Annotated in this window: 21 protein-coding genes; 6 read left to right on the top strand and 15 right to left on the bottom strand. The window is 27.3% G+C overall.

The window, feature by feature from the left end:
* Positions 1 to 22: 22 nt before the first annotated feature.
* From CS899_RS07200 to CS899_RS07180, 5 genes are all read right to left on the bottom strand, one after another.
* Positions 23 to 418 (bottom strand): YxeA family protein, encoded by a 396-nt coding sequence (locus tag CS899_RS07200; RefSeq protein WP_100065510.1) that lies wholly within the window; start codon positions 416 to 418, stop codon positions 23 to 25.
* A 9-nt stretch (positions 419 to 427) separates the two neighbouring features.
* Entirely contained in the window at positions 428 to 1,174 is a 747-nt protein-coding gene (locus CS899_RS07195) for a hypothetical protein (RefSeq protein WP_100065509.1), read from the bottom strand.
* The gene (locus CS899_RS07190; protein ID WP_100065508.1) at positions 1,167 to 2,081 is read right to left on the bottom strand and encodes an ABC transporter ATP-binding protein; all 915 of its coding nucleotides are present in this window, start codon (positions 2,079 to 2,081) and stop codon (positions 1,167 to 1,169) included. The genes CS899_RS07195 and CS899_RS07190 overlap by 8 nt, the downstream gene beginning before the upstream one ends.
* A gap of 118 nt (positions 2,082 to 2,199) precedes the next feature.
* Positions 2,200 to 3,318, bottom strand: coding sequence for an ATP-NAD kinase family protein (locus CS899_RS07185; RefSeq protein WP_100065507.1), 1,119 nt, complete (start codon positions 3,316 to 3,318; stop codon positions 2,200 to 2,202).
* A gap of 74 nt (positions 3,319 to 3,392) precedes the next feature.
* Entirely contained in the window at positions 3,393 to 4,178 is a 786-nt protein-coding gene (locus CS899_RS07180; protein ID WP_100065506.1) for a PGN_0703 family putative restriction endonuclease, read from the bottom strand.
* 222 nt (positions 4,179 to 4,400) lie between these two features.
* On the opposite strand from CS899_RS07180, the gene CS899_RS07175 reads away from it, so the two are divergent.
* Positions 4,401 to 5,135 carry a DUF2238 domain-containing protein gene (locus CS899_RS07175; protein WP_100065505.1) on the top strand — a complete coding sequence of 245 codons (735 nt, stop codon included), beginning with the start codon at positions 4,401 to 4,403 and terminating at the stop codon, positions 5,133 to 5,135.
* Positions 5,122 to 6,624, top strand: a complete 1,503-nt coding sequence (locus tag CS899_RS07170; RefSeq protein ID WP_164995885.1) for an LTA synthase family protein — start codon at positions 5,122 to 5,124, stop codon at positions 6,622 to 6,624. Before CS899_RS07175 ends, CS899_RS07170 begins: the two co-directional genes overlap by 14 nt.
* Before the next feature lie 33 nt (positions 6,625 to 6,657).
* On the opposite strand, the gene CS899_RS07165 is transcribed toward CS899_RS07170, so the two are convergent.
* The 5 genes from CS899_RS07165 to CS899_RS07150 form a co-directional block, all read right to left on the bottom strand.
* Positions 6,658 to 6,843, bottom strand: coding sequence for a hypothetical protein (locus CS899_RS07165; protein WP_100065503.1), 186 nt, complete (start codon positions 6,841 to 6,843; stop codon positions 6,658 to 6,660).
* Positions 6,844 to 6,894: 51 nt separating this feature from the next.
* Complete coding sequence (locus CS899_RS07160) at positions 6,895 to 7,083, bottom strand: acetamidase/formamidase family protein (RefSeq protein WP_100065502.1); 189 nt, start codon at positions 7,081 to 7,083, stop codon at positions 6,895 to 6,897.
* 134 nt (positions 7,084 to 7,217) lie between these two features.
* Positions 7,218 to 7,355: a hypothetical protein gene (locus tag CS899_RS10865; protein ID WP_164995884.1), complete on the bottom strand. Its 138-nt coding sequence runs from the start codon at positions 7,353 to 7,355 to the stop codon at positions 7,218 to 7,220.
* Positions 7,356 to 7,571: 216 nt separating this feature from the next.
* Complete coding sequence (locus CS899_RS07155) at positions 7,572 to 7,859, bottom strand: GNAT family N-acetyltransferase (RefSeq protein ID WP_207204760.1); 288 nt, start codon at positions 7,857 to 7,859, stop codon at positions 7,572 to 7,574.
* 9 nt (positions 7,860 to 7,868) lie between these two features.
* Entirely contained in the window at positions 7,869 to 8,303 is a 435-nt protein-coding gene (locus CS899_RS07150) for a GNAT family N-acetyltransferase (RefSeq protein ID WP_100065501.1), read from the bottom strand.
* A gap of 144 nt (positions 8,304 to 8,447) precedes the next feature.
* On the opposite strand from CS899_RS07150, the gene CS899_RS07145 reads away from it, so the two are divergent.
* The 3 genes from CS899_RS07145 to CS899_RS07135 all read left to right on the top strand — a co-directional run bounded on the left by CS899_RS07145 (position 8,448) and on the right by CS899_RS07135 (position 11,412).
* Positions 8,448 to 9,362, top strand: a complete 915-nt coding sequence (locus CS899_RS07145; RefSeq protein WP_100065500.1) for a LysR family transcriptional regulator — start codon at positions 8,448 to 8,450, stop codon at positions 9,360 to 9,362.
* A gap of 94 nt (positions 9,363 to 9,456) precedes the next feature.
* The gene (locus tag CS899_RS07140) at positions 9,457 to 10,722 is read left to right on the top strand and encodes an O-acetylhomoserine aminocarboxypropyltransferase/cysteine synthase family protein (RefSeq protein WP_100065499.1); all 1,266 of its coding nucleotides are present in this window, start codon (positions 9,457 to 9,459) and stop codon (positions 10,720 to 10,722) included.
* 246 nt (positions 10,723 to 10,968) lie between these two features.
* Entirely contained in the window at positions 10,969 to 11,412 is a 444-nt protein-coding gene (locus CS899_RS07135; protein ID WP_207204759.1) for a GNAT family N-acetyltransferase, read from the top strand.
* A gap of 181 nt (positions 11,413 to 11,593) precedes the next feature.
* Here the strand turns inward: CS899_RS07135 and CS899_RS07130 are convergent, their stop codons facing one another.
* From CS899_RS07130 to CS899_RS07115, 4 genes are all read right to left on the bottom strand, one after another.
* Positions 11,594 to 11,929: a carboxymuconolactone decarboxylase family protein gene (locus CS899_RS07130; protein WP_100065498.1), complete on the bottom strand. Its 336-nt coding sequence runs from the start codon at positions 11,927 to 11,929 to the stop codon at positions 11,594 to 11,596.
* Between the two features lie 11 nt (positions 11,930 to 11,940).
* The gene (locus CS899_RS07125) at positions 11,941 to 12,642 is read right to left on the bottom strand and encodes a gamma-glutamyl-gamma-aminobutyrate hydrolase family protein (RefSeq protein WP_100065497.1); all 702 of its coding nucleotides are present in this window, start codon (positions 12,640 to 12,642) and stop codon (positions 11,941 to 11,943) included.
* A 5-nt stretch (positions 12,643 to 12,647) separates the two neighbouring features.
* Entirely contained in the window at positions 12,648 to 13,352 is a 705-nt protein-coding gene (locus CS899_RS07120; protein ID WP_100065496.1) for a gamma-glutamyl-gamma-aminobutyrate hydrolase family protein, read from the bottom strand.
* A 73-nt stretch (positions 13,353 to 13,425) separates the two neighbouring features.
* Positions 13,426 to 13,938, bottom strand: coding sequence for a QueT transporter family protein (locus CS899_RS07115; protein ID WP_100065495.1), 513 nt, complete (start codon positions 13,936 to 13,938; stop codon positions 13,426 to 13,428).
* A gap of 249 nt (positions 13,939 to 14,187) precedes the next feature.
* On the opposite strand from CS899_RS07115, the gene CS899_RS07110 reads away from it, so the two are divergent.
* Positions 14,188 to 14,637 carry a GNAT family N-acetyltransferase gene (locus CS899_RS07110; RefSeq protein ID WP_100065494.1) on the top strand — a complete coding sequence of 150 codons (450 nt, stop codon included), beginning with the start codon at positions 14,188 to 14,190 and terminating at the stop codon, positions 14,635 to 14,637.
* Between the two features lie 19 nt (positions 14,638 to 14,656).
* On the opposite strand, the gene CS899_RS10860 is transcribed toward CS899_RS07110, so the two are convergent.
* Positions 14,657 to 14,827 (bottom strand): hypothetical protein, encoded by a 171-nt coding sequence (locus CS899_RS10860; RefSeq protein ID WP_164995883.1) that lies wholly within the window; start codon positions 14,825 to 14,827, stop codon positions 14,657 to 14,659.
* Positions 14,828 to 14,912 lie beyond the last annotated feature (85 nt).

The raw sequence follows: 14,912 nt of genomic DNA, 5'->3' as shown, positions 1-14,912 counted from the left end.
GGATAGTTAAAACTATCCTTTTTTATTTATTTTCTTCTATTAATTTTAATACATTATCTGGTATTTCAGATTTATCTATAGATTTTTCACCTAATACAATTTGATTACTACTCTCAACTGCTAAATAAGTTCCTCTTTTAAATAAATCTTTAGGATTATCTGTTCTTACAGTAAATTCTAACTCTTTACTCTCTCCTTTTTTATTATATCCTATTAATTTATATTCTTTGCCAAGTCCTAATTCTTCACCATTATCTGCGTATTGTTTTTCTAATTCTAGTGACTGATTTTCTGGTACTACTATATAATATGTTTCTCCAACATATCTATCATTATAGTATTCTTTCCCTTTATATACTCCAAGCCCTATTAAGCCAATAAGTATTATTCCTATTAAAAACCCCATTAATTTCTTCATATTTTCCTCCTAAAATTCTAGTTCTCTATTTTTAAATGTAAACATCGTAATTAATATTGCTCCTAAAAAATATATTATTATAGCAGCTATCGGAATAATTTCTATATTTCCTGTGTAAATAATTTCTTCAAAATTTGATAAAACACTTCCTAATACTAGTTCTCTTCTATCTCCTATTAAAGAAATTACAGAATTAAGTCCTAATATTGTACTTAGAAACATATCTAAAACTTGTGATATAGCTAGTACAAATACTATAGTTCCTGGAACTGCCTTTTGATAGAAAAAAGAAAATATTCCAGCTATAGCAGAAATTACCAATATCTTCACTATATTGCTTGTTACAAGAGAGGCTATTGCTCTTAAGTTATCGCTACTTAATGACATATTTAATAACTTTAAATTCACAAAAAATATTATACTCAATAATGTAAACACTATAACTGACATTATCGCTGTAGTTATAATTTTAAATATAACTAATTTATTTCTCTTTATACCGTACCCTATTATAGCTTGCATAGATTTGCTGTTAAAATCATCGTTATAAACAGTCGTAAATATAAATATACCTAATATTATTGTTCCTAGCTGTACTAACACCCCAGTTGTCATCATCAATGTTTCAGCATTATATCCATCATTATTCATAATAAAATTAATAGCTATATAACTTACAGCCGCAAGTATCATTAATATATAAAAACTTCTCTTCTTAAATATTCTATAAATTTCTGCTTTTAAATAATTAAACATTTTTTCCTTCTCCTATCAAATTGAAATAATAATTTTCTAAAGTTAATTCCTCTACTAGAATTTCATAAACTCTTATATTATTTTTTACTAATTTTTCATTAATAACATCTGTTGTCTTTGCATACTCAGAAGGTAATTTTATTAAATTAGACTCTATCCTTAATCCATCAATATTTAACATATTCTCAAGAATATTTATTGCAGATTTTGAATCATCTACCCTTAAACTTACAAATGATTTTGCTTCATTTCTAAGTTCTTCCCTGCTTAACTCCCTAACTAAAGTTCCTTTATTAATAAATCCAAATTTATTTGCAACTAATTCTAGCTCTGAAAGAATATGAGATGATACCATTAAAGTTGTACCATATTCTTCTTGCAGATAATGTAAGGTATTTCTAATATCTACTATTCCTTGAGGGTCTAACCCATTTATGGGTTCATCCAATATAACTATTTTAGGATTTCCTAAAATAGCATTGGCTATTCCTAGTCTTTGCTTCATACCCATAGAAAAGTCTTTAAATTTTTTATTTACTTTGTCTAATTCGACAATTTTTAAAACTCTATCTATTTCACTTTTATCTTTTATTCCTTTTATCTTTCTGTAATAATTGATATTTTCTCTAGCAGTTAAATATGGAAAAAAGTTACTTCCAATAAAAAACCCTATGTTTTTTCTAGCTTTTTCTAAAGAAGCATTATCTTTACTTCCTAAAATATTAACACTACCTTTGCTTTGCTTAGAAAGTCCCATTATTATTTTGAATAATGTTGTCTTTCCAGATCCATTCTTACCTATTAAACCGTATATATCTCCTTTATTTACAGTTAAATTCACATTTTTTATTACTAAATGTTTTCCATAACTCTTATCTATGTTTTTTATTTCCAATACTTTTTCCATTTATATCTCCTTCTTAGTGTTCTGTTGTCTTAGTACATAGTACAATTTATTTTTTTAATTGTCAACTCTTTTTTTATATTATTTTTTACAAATAAAAAAGACTACTTTTTAGTAGTCTTTATGCCTTAACTTGTGCCATTATCGTTCTTTTATAGCCTATTATTATTTTGTAATAACCTGATAATTCTTCATCTAATTCAACATCTGAAGTATCTACTCTTAAATATCCATCTGGCAAAGTGTATATTTTGTCTTGTGAAGAAACTATCCATATATTATCTTTACCTATTTCTTTAATAACTCTAGGACTTAATTGTTGATTTCCTCTACCAAAAACATGACCTTGTCCACCAATTACTGTTACTATCAAAATAGTTTTCTTATCTTTTATAAAATTATAAATTTCTTTTTCTGTCCCATCATTTATAACCAATTCGTTCTTATAAAGTATATCTACGCCTAGTAGGCTACCTTCATACCCCAGCTTTTCCAAAATAGAAAAAGTCGTTCCACCCGTTCCAAAAACATAGCAAACATCTTCATTTTCTTTCTCCATTCTTTCTTCTACTTCATCTGCCATGCCATCTATATCTGTTGAATCAGAATTTGAAGAAGATTTTGATTGTTGCATTAAATGTTGAATACGAGGTACTTTTAAATATCCATATAATTTAGCCTCAACTATATTTTTTCTGAATTTTTCTTCATCTATATCCATAACTTCTGAATTTACTACATCTACTCTATCTGGATTTTCAATATACTCTTTTATTGCTAAACCTGCATCTTTAGGATTATTTGCATAAACTGCCGAATGTATTTTAACTCCTGCTGGGATTCCTACTACTGGAATAGAAATCTCTATTGCATTATATATATTTCTAGCTGTACCATCTCCTCCTGCGAATACAAGCAAATCTATGTTTAAATCTTTCATAGATTTTGCTAATTTTTCAGTATCTTCGAAATTTGTTTTATCTTTCTCTTCTCCTAATACTTCATAATTAAATCCTAGCTCTTTAAGAAGATTTTCTCCCATTTCTCCAAAGCCAGTATAAAATGTTATCTTTTCCTTCAAACTAACTATTTCATTTAACGCAATTTTGGTTTTATTGTTAGATTGATAAGTTCCTCCCTTTTCTAAAGCAAGTTTTTGAACCTTTTCTCCATCACTTCCCTTTAATCCAACGGAACCACCAATTCCAGCAACTGGATTTATAATTAAGCCTACTTTCATAAAACCCTCCTATTTTATATCAATACTATTATTCTACCCAATAAAATCAAAAAAAAGATCTTCAAAGATCCTTTTTAATAATTTAAGTATTTTCTTGAAAATTCTCTGTAGTAATCTTCTAGCTCACTATCATTAACAAGTTTTAGAACATAATATACTATACTATTCCAATCTATTCCCTTTATATTTTTCATATCTATATCTTCAACTATATTTCTTAAGCTTTCATTTTCATAAGGATAGATAAATACCGAATATTCATTATCACTTCTAACTAAACCAATATTTCTATTTAGCTCATAATTTTTGTAAAATTCATCTTTCTTAATATCTTTTAAATATAAACTCTCACTTAATAATTCAGAATATTTTTCCTCCCATTCTTTAGACTTATTATTGTCTAAAAATTCTCCAAAATTACTTTCTACATACTTTGTTTGGATATATACTTTTTTTCCATCTTCATATTCTAAATATAAGTCTATCTCTTTTTTTTCATCTAATCCTGGCTTATAGTCAAATTCATATTTTTTTATTTTTCCTAATTTATCATCTAAATTTAAAATGTGTTTTATAATTTTATTTAATAAATCTATTTCTTCTATTAAAGGAATAAAAAAGTTTATATTCATAACTTGTGAAGAGCATAAATGATTTGAATAAAGATGAGTTCTATTTTTATCATATTTCTCTTTATAAATTGAATAACTATTTCCTATAAAGTTCTTCTCTATGCTATCTGGAAGTATATAATCTTCTAATTTTCCATTATGATATCCACTTTCTTCAATTCTCAAAATATCTTTTTTGTATTTTGACAAATGATTTTTTACCCGTCTGTCAAATTCTTTATATCTCATAAAATTTCTCCTAACATCTTTTCCATAATATTTTATATTATACTACATATTTTAAAAGTAGTGTTTCTTACTTTTTTACATTTATCATAGCTACTGTCTTAAATATAATTATACACCCTTATTTGATTTATTTTTTATTGTAAATCTTATTACTCTATCTATGATTAAGGCTAAAACCCCTAATTCTATGATATAATATTGTAGTTAATATAAGGAGCATATATGAAAATTATTAAAGATGAAAATTTCAAGAAAAAATTAACTGCTAAAAGAAAAACTAGAATTTTTAAAATAGTTTTTGCTTTACTAGCAATATCAGCAATTTTTTCAATTTATAATTTTATAAATTCACCTGCTAGTATACCTAATAAAGAATATGAAATGGTTAAAAGCGATTATGTCTTAAGAATTTTACAATGTATTGTAGGGATGATTGTTATCTTTCTTCCATCTCAATTTGAAAGAAAATTTGGATTAGATATTCCTGATACAATGGAAATAATGTACTTCATTTTTCTGTTTTGTGCTATTTATTTGGGAGAAGTTAAAGACTTCTACTATAAAATCCCTCACTGGGATACTATACTGCACGCTTTTAGTGCTACAATGTTGGGTTCTTTAGGATTTATTCTAGTTCAATTCTTTAATAGCAATCAAATTAAAGGTACACAACTTAGTCCATTTTTTGTTTCGCTTTTCGCTTTTTGTTTTGCAGTTACTTGTGGAGCAATTTGGGAAATATATGAATATTTAGCAGATTACATTTTAGGAACTAACATGCAAAAATTCATGACTGCTAATGGTACTATTTTAACAGGACATAATGCTTTAATGGATACAATGAAAGATATTATAGTAGATGTTATAGGAGCATTATTTATAGTATCTCTTGGATATATACACCTTAAAGGGTTATCTAAGAAAAATAATGATAAAAAGGAGTGTGATTACAATTAATAAAAAGAGAATAACAAATTTACTTGTAATTATATTTTGTTTAATAATAGTAGCTAGTTTATATATAAAATTTACTTTTAGAGACCAGACAATAGAAGAAATACTATTTTATGCTTTCAATGGTGGAGAAAATTCATCTTCAGATGTTTTTATTACTGCTATAAAAAAAGCTATACTTCCACTTATCGTGTTTGTTGGAATCATTTTATTTGTTAAAAATAGATTTTTTGAAAATCACCAAGTTAAATTTACTTTAGCTTTTTTCACTTTAACTTTACTGATATTTACATTTTCTCTTAGAGTAGACCTTTTTATAAAAAACTCTCTTGCATCTTCAGATTTTATTGAAGAAAACTACATTGACGGTAGGAAAGTTAATATTACTTTTCCTGAGAAAAAGAAAAACTTAATAGTTATTTTTGCTGAATCTATGGAAAATTCACTAATTGATAAAGAGTTAGGTGGAGGTTGGGAATATTCAGTAATGCCTGAACTTGAAGAATTAGCTTTATCAAATACAAATTTTTCAAATAATAAAAAAATAGGTGGTTTTTATCATACCAACGGTTCTACTTGGACAGTATCTGGTATAGTGGCTATTACATCTGGAATAAACATGAAAGTTAGCATGGCAAATACTTATACTTCCGATAATTTCCTATCTGGAACTTATGCTCTTGGAGATATACTAAAAGAAAATGGGTACAATCTTAAAGTATGTATGGGCTCAGATTCAAAGGCTGGAAATAAAGATAAATATTTCCTTTCTCATGGTAATTATGATATTTTTGACTTTAACTATGCTGTAGATAATGGATACATGAAATCTGAAGACAAGGTTTGGTGGGGTTTTGATGACACTGATTTATTTAAATGGACTAAAGAAGAAACTTTAGAACTCGCTAAAGATGATAAACCTTTTAATCTAGTAATAGAAACAGCTAATACCCACTTTGAAAATGGATATCTCGAAGAAGAAGCACCTAAGAAATTTAATACACAATATGAAAATGTATATTCTTATAATTCTACACAAATTAATGAATATATAAATTGGGTAAAAGAGCAAGATTTTTATAAAGATACCACTATAGTGGTCTTAGGTGATCATCTAGGCATGCAAACAGATTTTTATGAAGATAATATGATAGATGGACACGAGAGAAGTGTTTATAATGTATTTATAAATCCTTCAACTGAGCCTAAAAACAGCAAAAATAGAACAATGACATCTTTTGATATGTATCCTACTATTTTAGCCAGCATCGGTGCTAATATTGAAGGAAATCAACTGGGCTTAGGTGTAAATTTATTTTCAGATAAAGAAACTTTGTCTGAAAAATATGGATATGATTTTCTAAATGAAGAAGTTGGAAAAAACTCTAAGTTTTTTAATGATTTTATTTTAGGTGATGATTATAAAGATGTTATAAAATTGGAAAAAGAAAAAGAAGCGAAAGAAAAAGAAGAAGCGAAAAATAAAAAATAACAGCTATAAAGCTGTTATTTTTTATTTTAATATTTAATCTATGTTACATATATACTTAGGGATTGATGCTCTCACCGTTTTCATTGGATTGACAATTTGTGAAATATTTAAATCCATAACTTGACTTGCCATTAAATAAGTTTCTGCCCAAGATACATTTAAAACTTTTTGTATATAATCAACTGCTGTTTTTAAAGCTTCTATTATTGCATTTCCCAATGTTTCACCTGAAGATATTATTTCTATTCTATCTTTAAGTTCTACAATAGGTCATTTAATTTCTCTTATAGCTTTTATTACAGATACCCTTAGTTCAACTTCTCCAGAAATTTCCACCCCTGTAAAGCAAAGTTTCCCATCTCCCATAACAGCGTGTAAATCAACTAGTGCTAGCATCGCACCTTTTTGATTTACGTTAAAGTAAAGGTTAGCTCCTTTAGTTATAATTTTAGAATCCATATTCCCTCCGTGTTTCCAAGGAGTATGCGTTCCCCACTCTCCATCTTCTTTTTTAGGCGCAACTCCAATGACCCTATCATAGGATTCAAGGGAATCTTTTTACCTAAATAATTAACTGCACCATTTACATAAATCTAACCTGTAGCAGGATTAATTATATTCATATCTATTTCCATAAGTATTTGTTCTTCGCTATCAATCTGCTCATGAAAGCAATCACATGTTTCAACTATTATTGTATCTCCCGAATCTATCCTATAATTTTCTCTCATTCCATATTCAAAATTATAAATAATCTTGTCCTTAAATAATCTTCTCGTGTATATCCTCTATCATGTATTTTACTATAATTTTTTCTTAAAATTTAATTGTTTCTTACCTTCTGCATAACCACATTTATTATAAAATTCATGAGCCTCTTTTCTAGAATAGCCCGATACAAGTCTTATTATAAATACTTTATCTTCTATTGCCCAATTTTCTACTGCTTATAATAATTTTTTACAAATTCTTAATCTCTTATAATTAGAATCTACTGCTATGCCCATTATATTTTTCATTGCTGGTGCATATGTGCATTGATAATTATTAGCATGAACATAACCTACTACTTTTTCGTTTATTTCATAAACAAAAATTTTCTCATTTTTACTCTTTAATAAATTTTTTATATTTATTTTAGTTTCTTCTATTGAAAAATCATAATTCATTTCGTTTTTATTAATTGAGTGTATTGCAACTGCATCTTCAATTTTACATTCTCTTATATTTTCCATATATTTCTCCTAAAAATATTTTTTAAAATTTTTTTGCAATTTTATCTCTTCAAAGCCTTTCTTTTTATAAAATTCGTGTGCACTTTCTCTGTCAATTCTTGTAACTAACCTTAATCCTTTTGAGCCTTCTTCTATTGCCCATTCTTCTATGCTTTGTACAAGTCTTTTTCCTATACATTTCCCTTGGTACCTTTTATCTACTGCTAGTCCAATAATATCTGTTAATGATTCTTGGTATAAGCTAGTATAGTCATGTGCTTGAATATACCCTACTACTTCCCTATAATATGTTGCCACTAAAATTTTATAATTTTTGTTTTCTATTATTTTTTCTAGATTTTCTTTTATTATATCCTTGTTAAAGTCACAATCTAAACTATTTTTATTTAAATTGTAAATACTCTCTACATCTTCTACTTTACACTCTCTTATTTCTATATCCATACCTTACTCCTAATGTCTTTACCTAATATTTTAATATTTTCTAATTTATTGTATCATATCATTCTTTAGTATAATTTAACTCCTATTACATATTTACTCATTTATATGATATTCTTTTATTAGTATAAAATATGAGGTGTATTTATGACTTTACAACAATTAAAATATATAGTTAAAGTTGCTGAAAAAGGATCTATCAATGAAGCTGCTAAAGAACTTTTTATATCACAACCAAGTCTTTCCAACGCTATTAAGGAACTTGAAAAAGAATTACAATTTGCAATTTTCATTAGAAATAATAGAGGAGTAGTTCTATCTAATAAAGGTGCTGAATTTTTAGGTTATGCTCAGCAAGTTCTTACACAGGCAGAACTTTTAGAAACTAAATACATAACTGGTCCTAATACAAAACATAGATTTTGTGCTTCTTCACAACATTATCTTTTTGTAGCAAATGCCTTTGTCGAATTAGTAAAAGAATATGACTCAGGTGAATATGATTTTACATTAAATGAAACTACAACATATGAAGTAATAGAAGATGTCAAAACAATGTATAGTGAGATTGGTATAATATACCTTTCTAATTACAATGAAGCTGTTATAAGAAAAATGCTTTCTGAGAACAATCTTATTTTTAATGAACTTTTTTGCGCTAAACCCCACGTGTTCTTATCCAAAGATCACCCTTTGGCAAAAAAAAGTATAATTGACCTAGAAGATTTAGAAGATTATCCTAGAATATCTTTTAATCAAGGACAACATAATTCTTTTTATTTTTCAGAAGAAATACTTAGTTCCATCCCTGTAAAAAAGAGTATTCACGTTAGTGATAGGGCGGCTGTTGTTAATTTTATTATAGGACTGAAAGCCTATACTTTTTCATCTGGCATATTTCCAAAATATTTACATGGGGAAGATATTATTTCAGTTCCAATTAATTATGATGAAAAAATTCAAATTGGAATTATTATGCATAAAGATGTTGTTCTATCAGAAATAGGCAAAAAGTTTTATGATACTTTATTTAATGACGTTGAAAAATTCAATTCATTATAGTTTATCTTTATATCAAGTTATATGTAAATAATGTTACCTTATATCTAACTAATATGTTACAATATATGCAATTTATAATTAAAGGAGGTTTTTTATGAGAGATGAAACAAAATGCCTACATTCAGGGTATAGCCCTAAAAATTCTGAGCCTAGAGTTGTTCCTATAGTTCAAAGCACAACTTATGTTTACGATTCTACGGAAGAAGTTGCTTCTGTTTTTGATGAACCAACAAAATCATTAATTTATTCACGTTTTGCAAATCCAACAGTTATGGCCGTTGAAAATAAAATTGCAGAACTTGAAGGTGGAGTTGGAGCTATGTGTACAACTTCTGGACAAGCTGCAACTTTATTAGCAATCTTAAATATTTGTAATTCAGGAGATAGTTTTATAAGTACTACAGAAATCTATGGTGGAACTGTAAATTTATTTTCTTATACTTTAAAAAAACTAGGTATTGAATGTATCTATGTAGATGCTAATGCTTCTGAAGAAGAGATTCAAAAAGCTTTTAAAACAAACACTAAAGCTGTTTTTGGTGAAACTATTGCTAATCCAGCTCTTAAGGTTTTAGACTTTGAAAAACTTTCAAATATAGCACATAAAAATAATGTTCCTCTGATAGTTGACAATACTTTTGCAACTCCTATCTTGTGTAAACCATTTGAATATGGGGCAGATATAATAATTCACTCAACTACTAAGTACATGGATGGACATGCTGTGCAAGTTGGTGGAGTTATTGTAGATAGTGGTAATTTTGATTGGACTAATGGAAAGTTTCCAGAATTTGTTGAACCAGATGAATCTTATCATGGTATTTCATATACAGAAACTTATGGAAAAGCAGCCTATATTATAAAAGCTAGAATGCAATTAATGAGAGATTTTGGAGTTTATCCCGCAGCACATTCTGCATTTTTATTAAATTTAGGATTAGAAACTCTCGCTGTTAGAATGAAACAATACTGTGAAAATGCACTAGAAGTTGCTAAATATTTTGAAAAATCTGATAAAATAGAATCCGTTACATATCCAGGATTAGAAAAAGATGTAAGCTATGAATTGGCTAAAAAATATTTAAAAGGATCTAGTGGTGTAATTTCTATAATTATAAAAGGTGGTAGAGATAATGCTATAAAATTCATGGATTCTCTGGAATTAGCTTCAAACGAAGTTCATGTTGCAGACATTAGAACTTGTGTTCTTCATCCAGCTAGTGAAACACACAGACAGCTTACTGACGAACAACTTGTTGCTGCTGGTATTGACGCTGGGCTTGTACGTTTTTCAGTAGGACTTGAAAATATAAATGATATTATTTCAGATATTGAGCAGGCATTAAATAAAATTAATTAAAAAATAGACGCTCATTTTGAAAGCGTCTTTTTTAACGTATATGCTCATTATTAAAAATTAGTTAACAGTTATTTATTATTAATAAATTACTATTTTGGAGGAAATACAATGTCAGAATGCATAATTAGAAACGCAACTAAACAAGATAGATAAGCTGTAGCAATAGTTTTTGCCTACTCTTTTTTCAAAGACTGGAGTTCAATATCTACTGACCAAAGAAAAATATCACAAGCTATTAAAAATGGGTTGTTACTACAAAACTATCTTGTTGCTACTATTGATAATGAAGTTGTAGCTTTTATTGCTCTTGTTACAGACGATAAAAGAGCTTTTAATATTCCTCTTAAAGATTTTCAAAAACACTTTGGTTTTTTCAGGGGATATATGTTTGGAATAGCTTTAAGTAATGACTTTGAAAAAACAATTCCTTTGGATTCAGATAGTGCCTATATTGATATTCTTGGTGTATCTAAAAAATATCAAAGACAAGGTTTAGCAAGTAAACTCATTGAATATGTTATTAAAAAGTATAAGTACAAAACACTAACTTTAAATGTTACAAATGTAAATTCAAGTGCTATTTCATTGTATAAAAAACATGGATTTCAAGAATATAGCCGTGAAAAAGTGAAATTTGCCAAACAAAAAGGATTTTCAGAATATATATATTTAAAATATTCAAAAAATTAATTGCAATTTTTTCCCATAAAAATAGATACTCCATAATATTAAGTATCTATTTTTTACATATTCAGTTTTAAAATGTAATTATCTTATTGACTAATTTATAATTATCAATTAATAATAATTAAACATTTCACATTCTAACAAAATATTATATATACAGTATTAGTTAATTATAACTATATTTTTAGTTATAAAACTCTTCTGCACAAGCCGCTGCAATTCCACCATATGCAACAGATGGACCTCCGCCCATTAAAATAGCTACTTCTATAGTTTCATAAATTTCTTCTAATGTTACTCCCGCTTTTTTAGCTGCTGCAACATGAGCAACTATGCAACCTTCACATCTTATAGCTATTGCTATACCCAATGCTATTAGCTCTCTATTTTTTGCTGAAACTACTCCATCTCTTATAGTACTTCCGTGTAGTTTTGAAAAACTTTCTCCAACTTCAGGGCATTTACTAAATACATTTTTAGTATTTTGATTTCCAATTTCTAATTTTTCTTTGTAACTCATTGTATCCTCCTTTAAATATGTGATATAAAATATTCGAATATTTTATAAAAATCACCATTATGTTCAGGAAATTCTGGATGAAATTGAATTCCCATTATAAACTGATCCTTTTCATATTCTATAGCTTCTATTATACCATCATCTGATTTTGCCGTAATTTTAAAGTTTTTTGCTATTTTTTTAACAGATTGGTGATGGAATGTATTAACTACAATATCCGATCCATAAATACTATGTAATCTACTTCCTTCATTAATATTAATTTTATGGTAGTAAATTATTCCCTTTTTTTCCCTATCGCTATGATTAAATACATCTTCACACTGAGAATACATATCTTGGTATAAAGTTCCTCCAAAAAATATATTAATTAATTGCATTCCTCTACATACACCAAATACTGGTATCTTTTTTCCAATAGCTTTTTTTAGTAAATAAAACTCTACCTCATCTCGTACTGGACTTGTGCTTTCCAAATACCTATTAGGTCCCTCATTGTATAGATAAGGTGATATATCTGAACCTCCTACAAGTATTAGTCCTTCTATCATGTTAATATATTCATCTAATAAATTTTCATCGTATATTTGTGGTATAACTATTGGAATTCCACCTGATTCTAATATCATTTTTGAAAAATTATTATTTATTTCATGACTTATAAATCCTTCTCTATTTTCAAGCCAGCAAGGTATTCCTATAAATTTATCCATTTATTTTACCTACACTTTCCTATAAATTGATTAAATAATGAACTGCTTTCTTCATTTTCCATTCTATCTAAATTAAATTGAACTCCTATTAAATAACTATCTCCTAAATACTCTACGGCCTCTATTACTCCATCATCTGCTTTAGCTGATATTCTTAAATCTTTACCTAAGTCTTTAATAGACTGACTATGGCATGAGGTTACAATAGCTCTATTTACATTGAAAGCTTTCTTTATATTTGTGTCGTCTATTAAATTTATATAATGACTTGTTTCTAACTTCTGACTTGTTCCTATATGATATATATCTTTTTGTCTTTCATTTTTTATATCTTGTATTAATGAACCTCCCATATACACATTTATAATTTGACAGCCTCTTGAGACTCCAAGCACAGGTTTTTTATAATTTAAGGCCATTTCTAAATACAAAAATTCAGAGTTATCTCTCTCTAAATCAAAATTTAGTATCTCTGTTTTTGGATTTTCTCCATAATGAAAAGGATAAATATTAACTCCTCCTGGGAAAATTAGTCCATCTACTTTTTTAATAAGTGCTTCAACTGCTTTTTTATCTTTTGTTATAGGCAACATAACTGGAATTTGTCCATTTCTAGTTATAGTTTTAATATAAGTTTCTTTTGTATACAATATGTTGGCAAAACTTCCTCTATATACTCCACCTACTATACCAATCACTAATTTTTTCATAATACTCTCCAATAAAAAAAGTTTGTAGATTTTATCCCTACAAACTTTTCTTACCCCAAAAAAACTTATCTAATTAATAAACCATATTTCTATTATTTAGATCTAAGTACTTAACTATAGATTTATTCTTAATTAAGGCCTTAAATATTGCAACTCCTAGAATTGTAACAACTAATATTTCTGACAACATAATTTGTCCAGTAACTATAAAAAAACCTTCTTTTGATGCAGATATAACATACAATTGAATTCCTACTAAAATATTTGCTATAGCTGGCATTACACTAGCTGACCAAATATTTTTGCACTTACTCATTAGAAACGCCGCTATAAAAGAAGCTAAAGTTCCTATAATTACATCAATTGCACCATATGGACTTAACATATTTGCAATAAAACATCCTATTGTAAGTCCCCAAACATACTCTCCATTAAAAAATGCCAACAATGTCAAAACCTCTGAGACTCTGAATTGTAATGGTCCATAAGATAAATTAGAGAGTAGTGGCATCATTGTTAAAACTGCATATAAAGCAGCTACAACACCTTGTCTAACTATGAACCTTGAATTAAATTTTTTACTCATAAAACACCTTCCTAATATAGAATTGTGTTATGACATCCTTAATAAATCTTTACAGTCATTAAATTTAATTATTATATTTATGACTGCACAATAAAAAAAGTCTCGTCAAAAGACGAGACAGATTCCTATCACATCTTGATTTTTAAAGTGGGTGCCAAGAAACACTTTGCTCAATAAATATATCACAAGCTTTGAATATAATCAATATTTCTATGGTATAATTAATGTACTTTTTATCGAGGTGATTATATGGGTTTTATTAGAGCTATGAATATAAACGATTATTATGAAGCTGTAAATCTTTGGAAAAACACTACTGGTATGGGACTAAGAAATATTGATGATACTTATGAAGGAATAAAATTTTTTATTGAATATAATCCTGAACTTTCAATTGTTTATGAAGAAGATGGACATGTTGAAGGAACTATTTTATGTGGTTTTGATGGAAAAAGAGCTTATTTGTATCACGTTGCAATTTCAGAGAAAATAAAAGGTAGGGGAATAGGTAAAAAGATGGTTCTCCATATTGAAAAAATCCTAAAAGAAAAAAATATTAATGGAATAGCTCTTGTCGCTTTTTGTAAAAATGAAATTGGAAATAGATTTTGGGATAATTTAGGATATAACCCACGAAAAGATTTATACTACAGAGATAAAAATATTAATCAAGAAAATACATACATTAAGAATAAATAAAAGACGCATTTTGCGTCTTTTATTTATTAACTTTATTGATTGCTTTACTCAATATTACTGCTTCCTTTTTATTTTTATATTTAGCATAAAAATAAAATGCAATTGTGTGTAAAACTAATGTTAATATAAATACTTCTATTGACCAATTTTTTATAAAATAGAACATATCTTTTGATATTAACCATATCATAGCAAATCCACCTAATGTATTAAATATTGAAGCTATTAAAATATTCCATATAGGTTTTAATGTTAAATAATACCATAATGCATTA

Source organism: Miniphocaeibacter massiliensis, from assembly GCF_900232905.1.
GTDB classification, from domain to species: Bacteria; Bacillota; Clostridia; order Tissierellales; family Peptoniphilaceae; genus Miniphocaeibacter; species Miniphocaeibacter massiliensis.
This window is presented reverse-complemented; position numbering and strand designations above follow the sequence as displayed.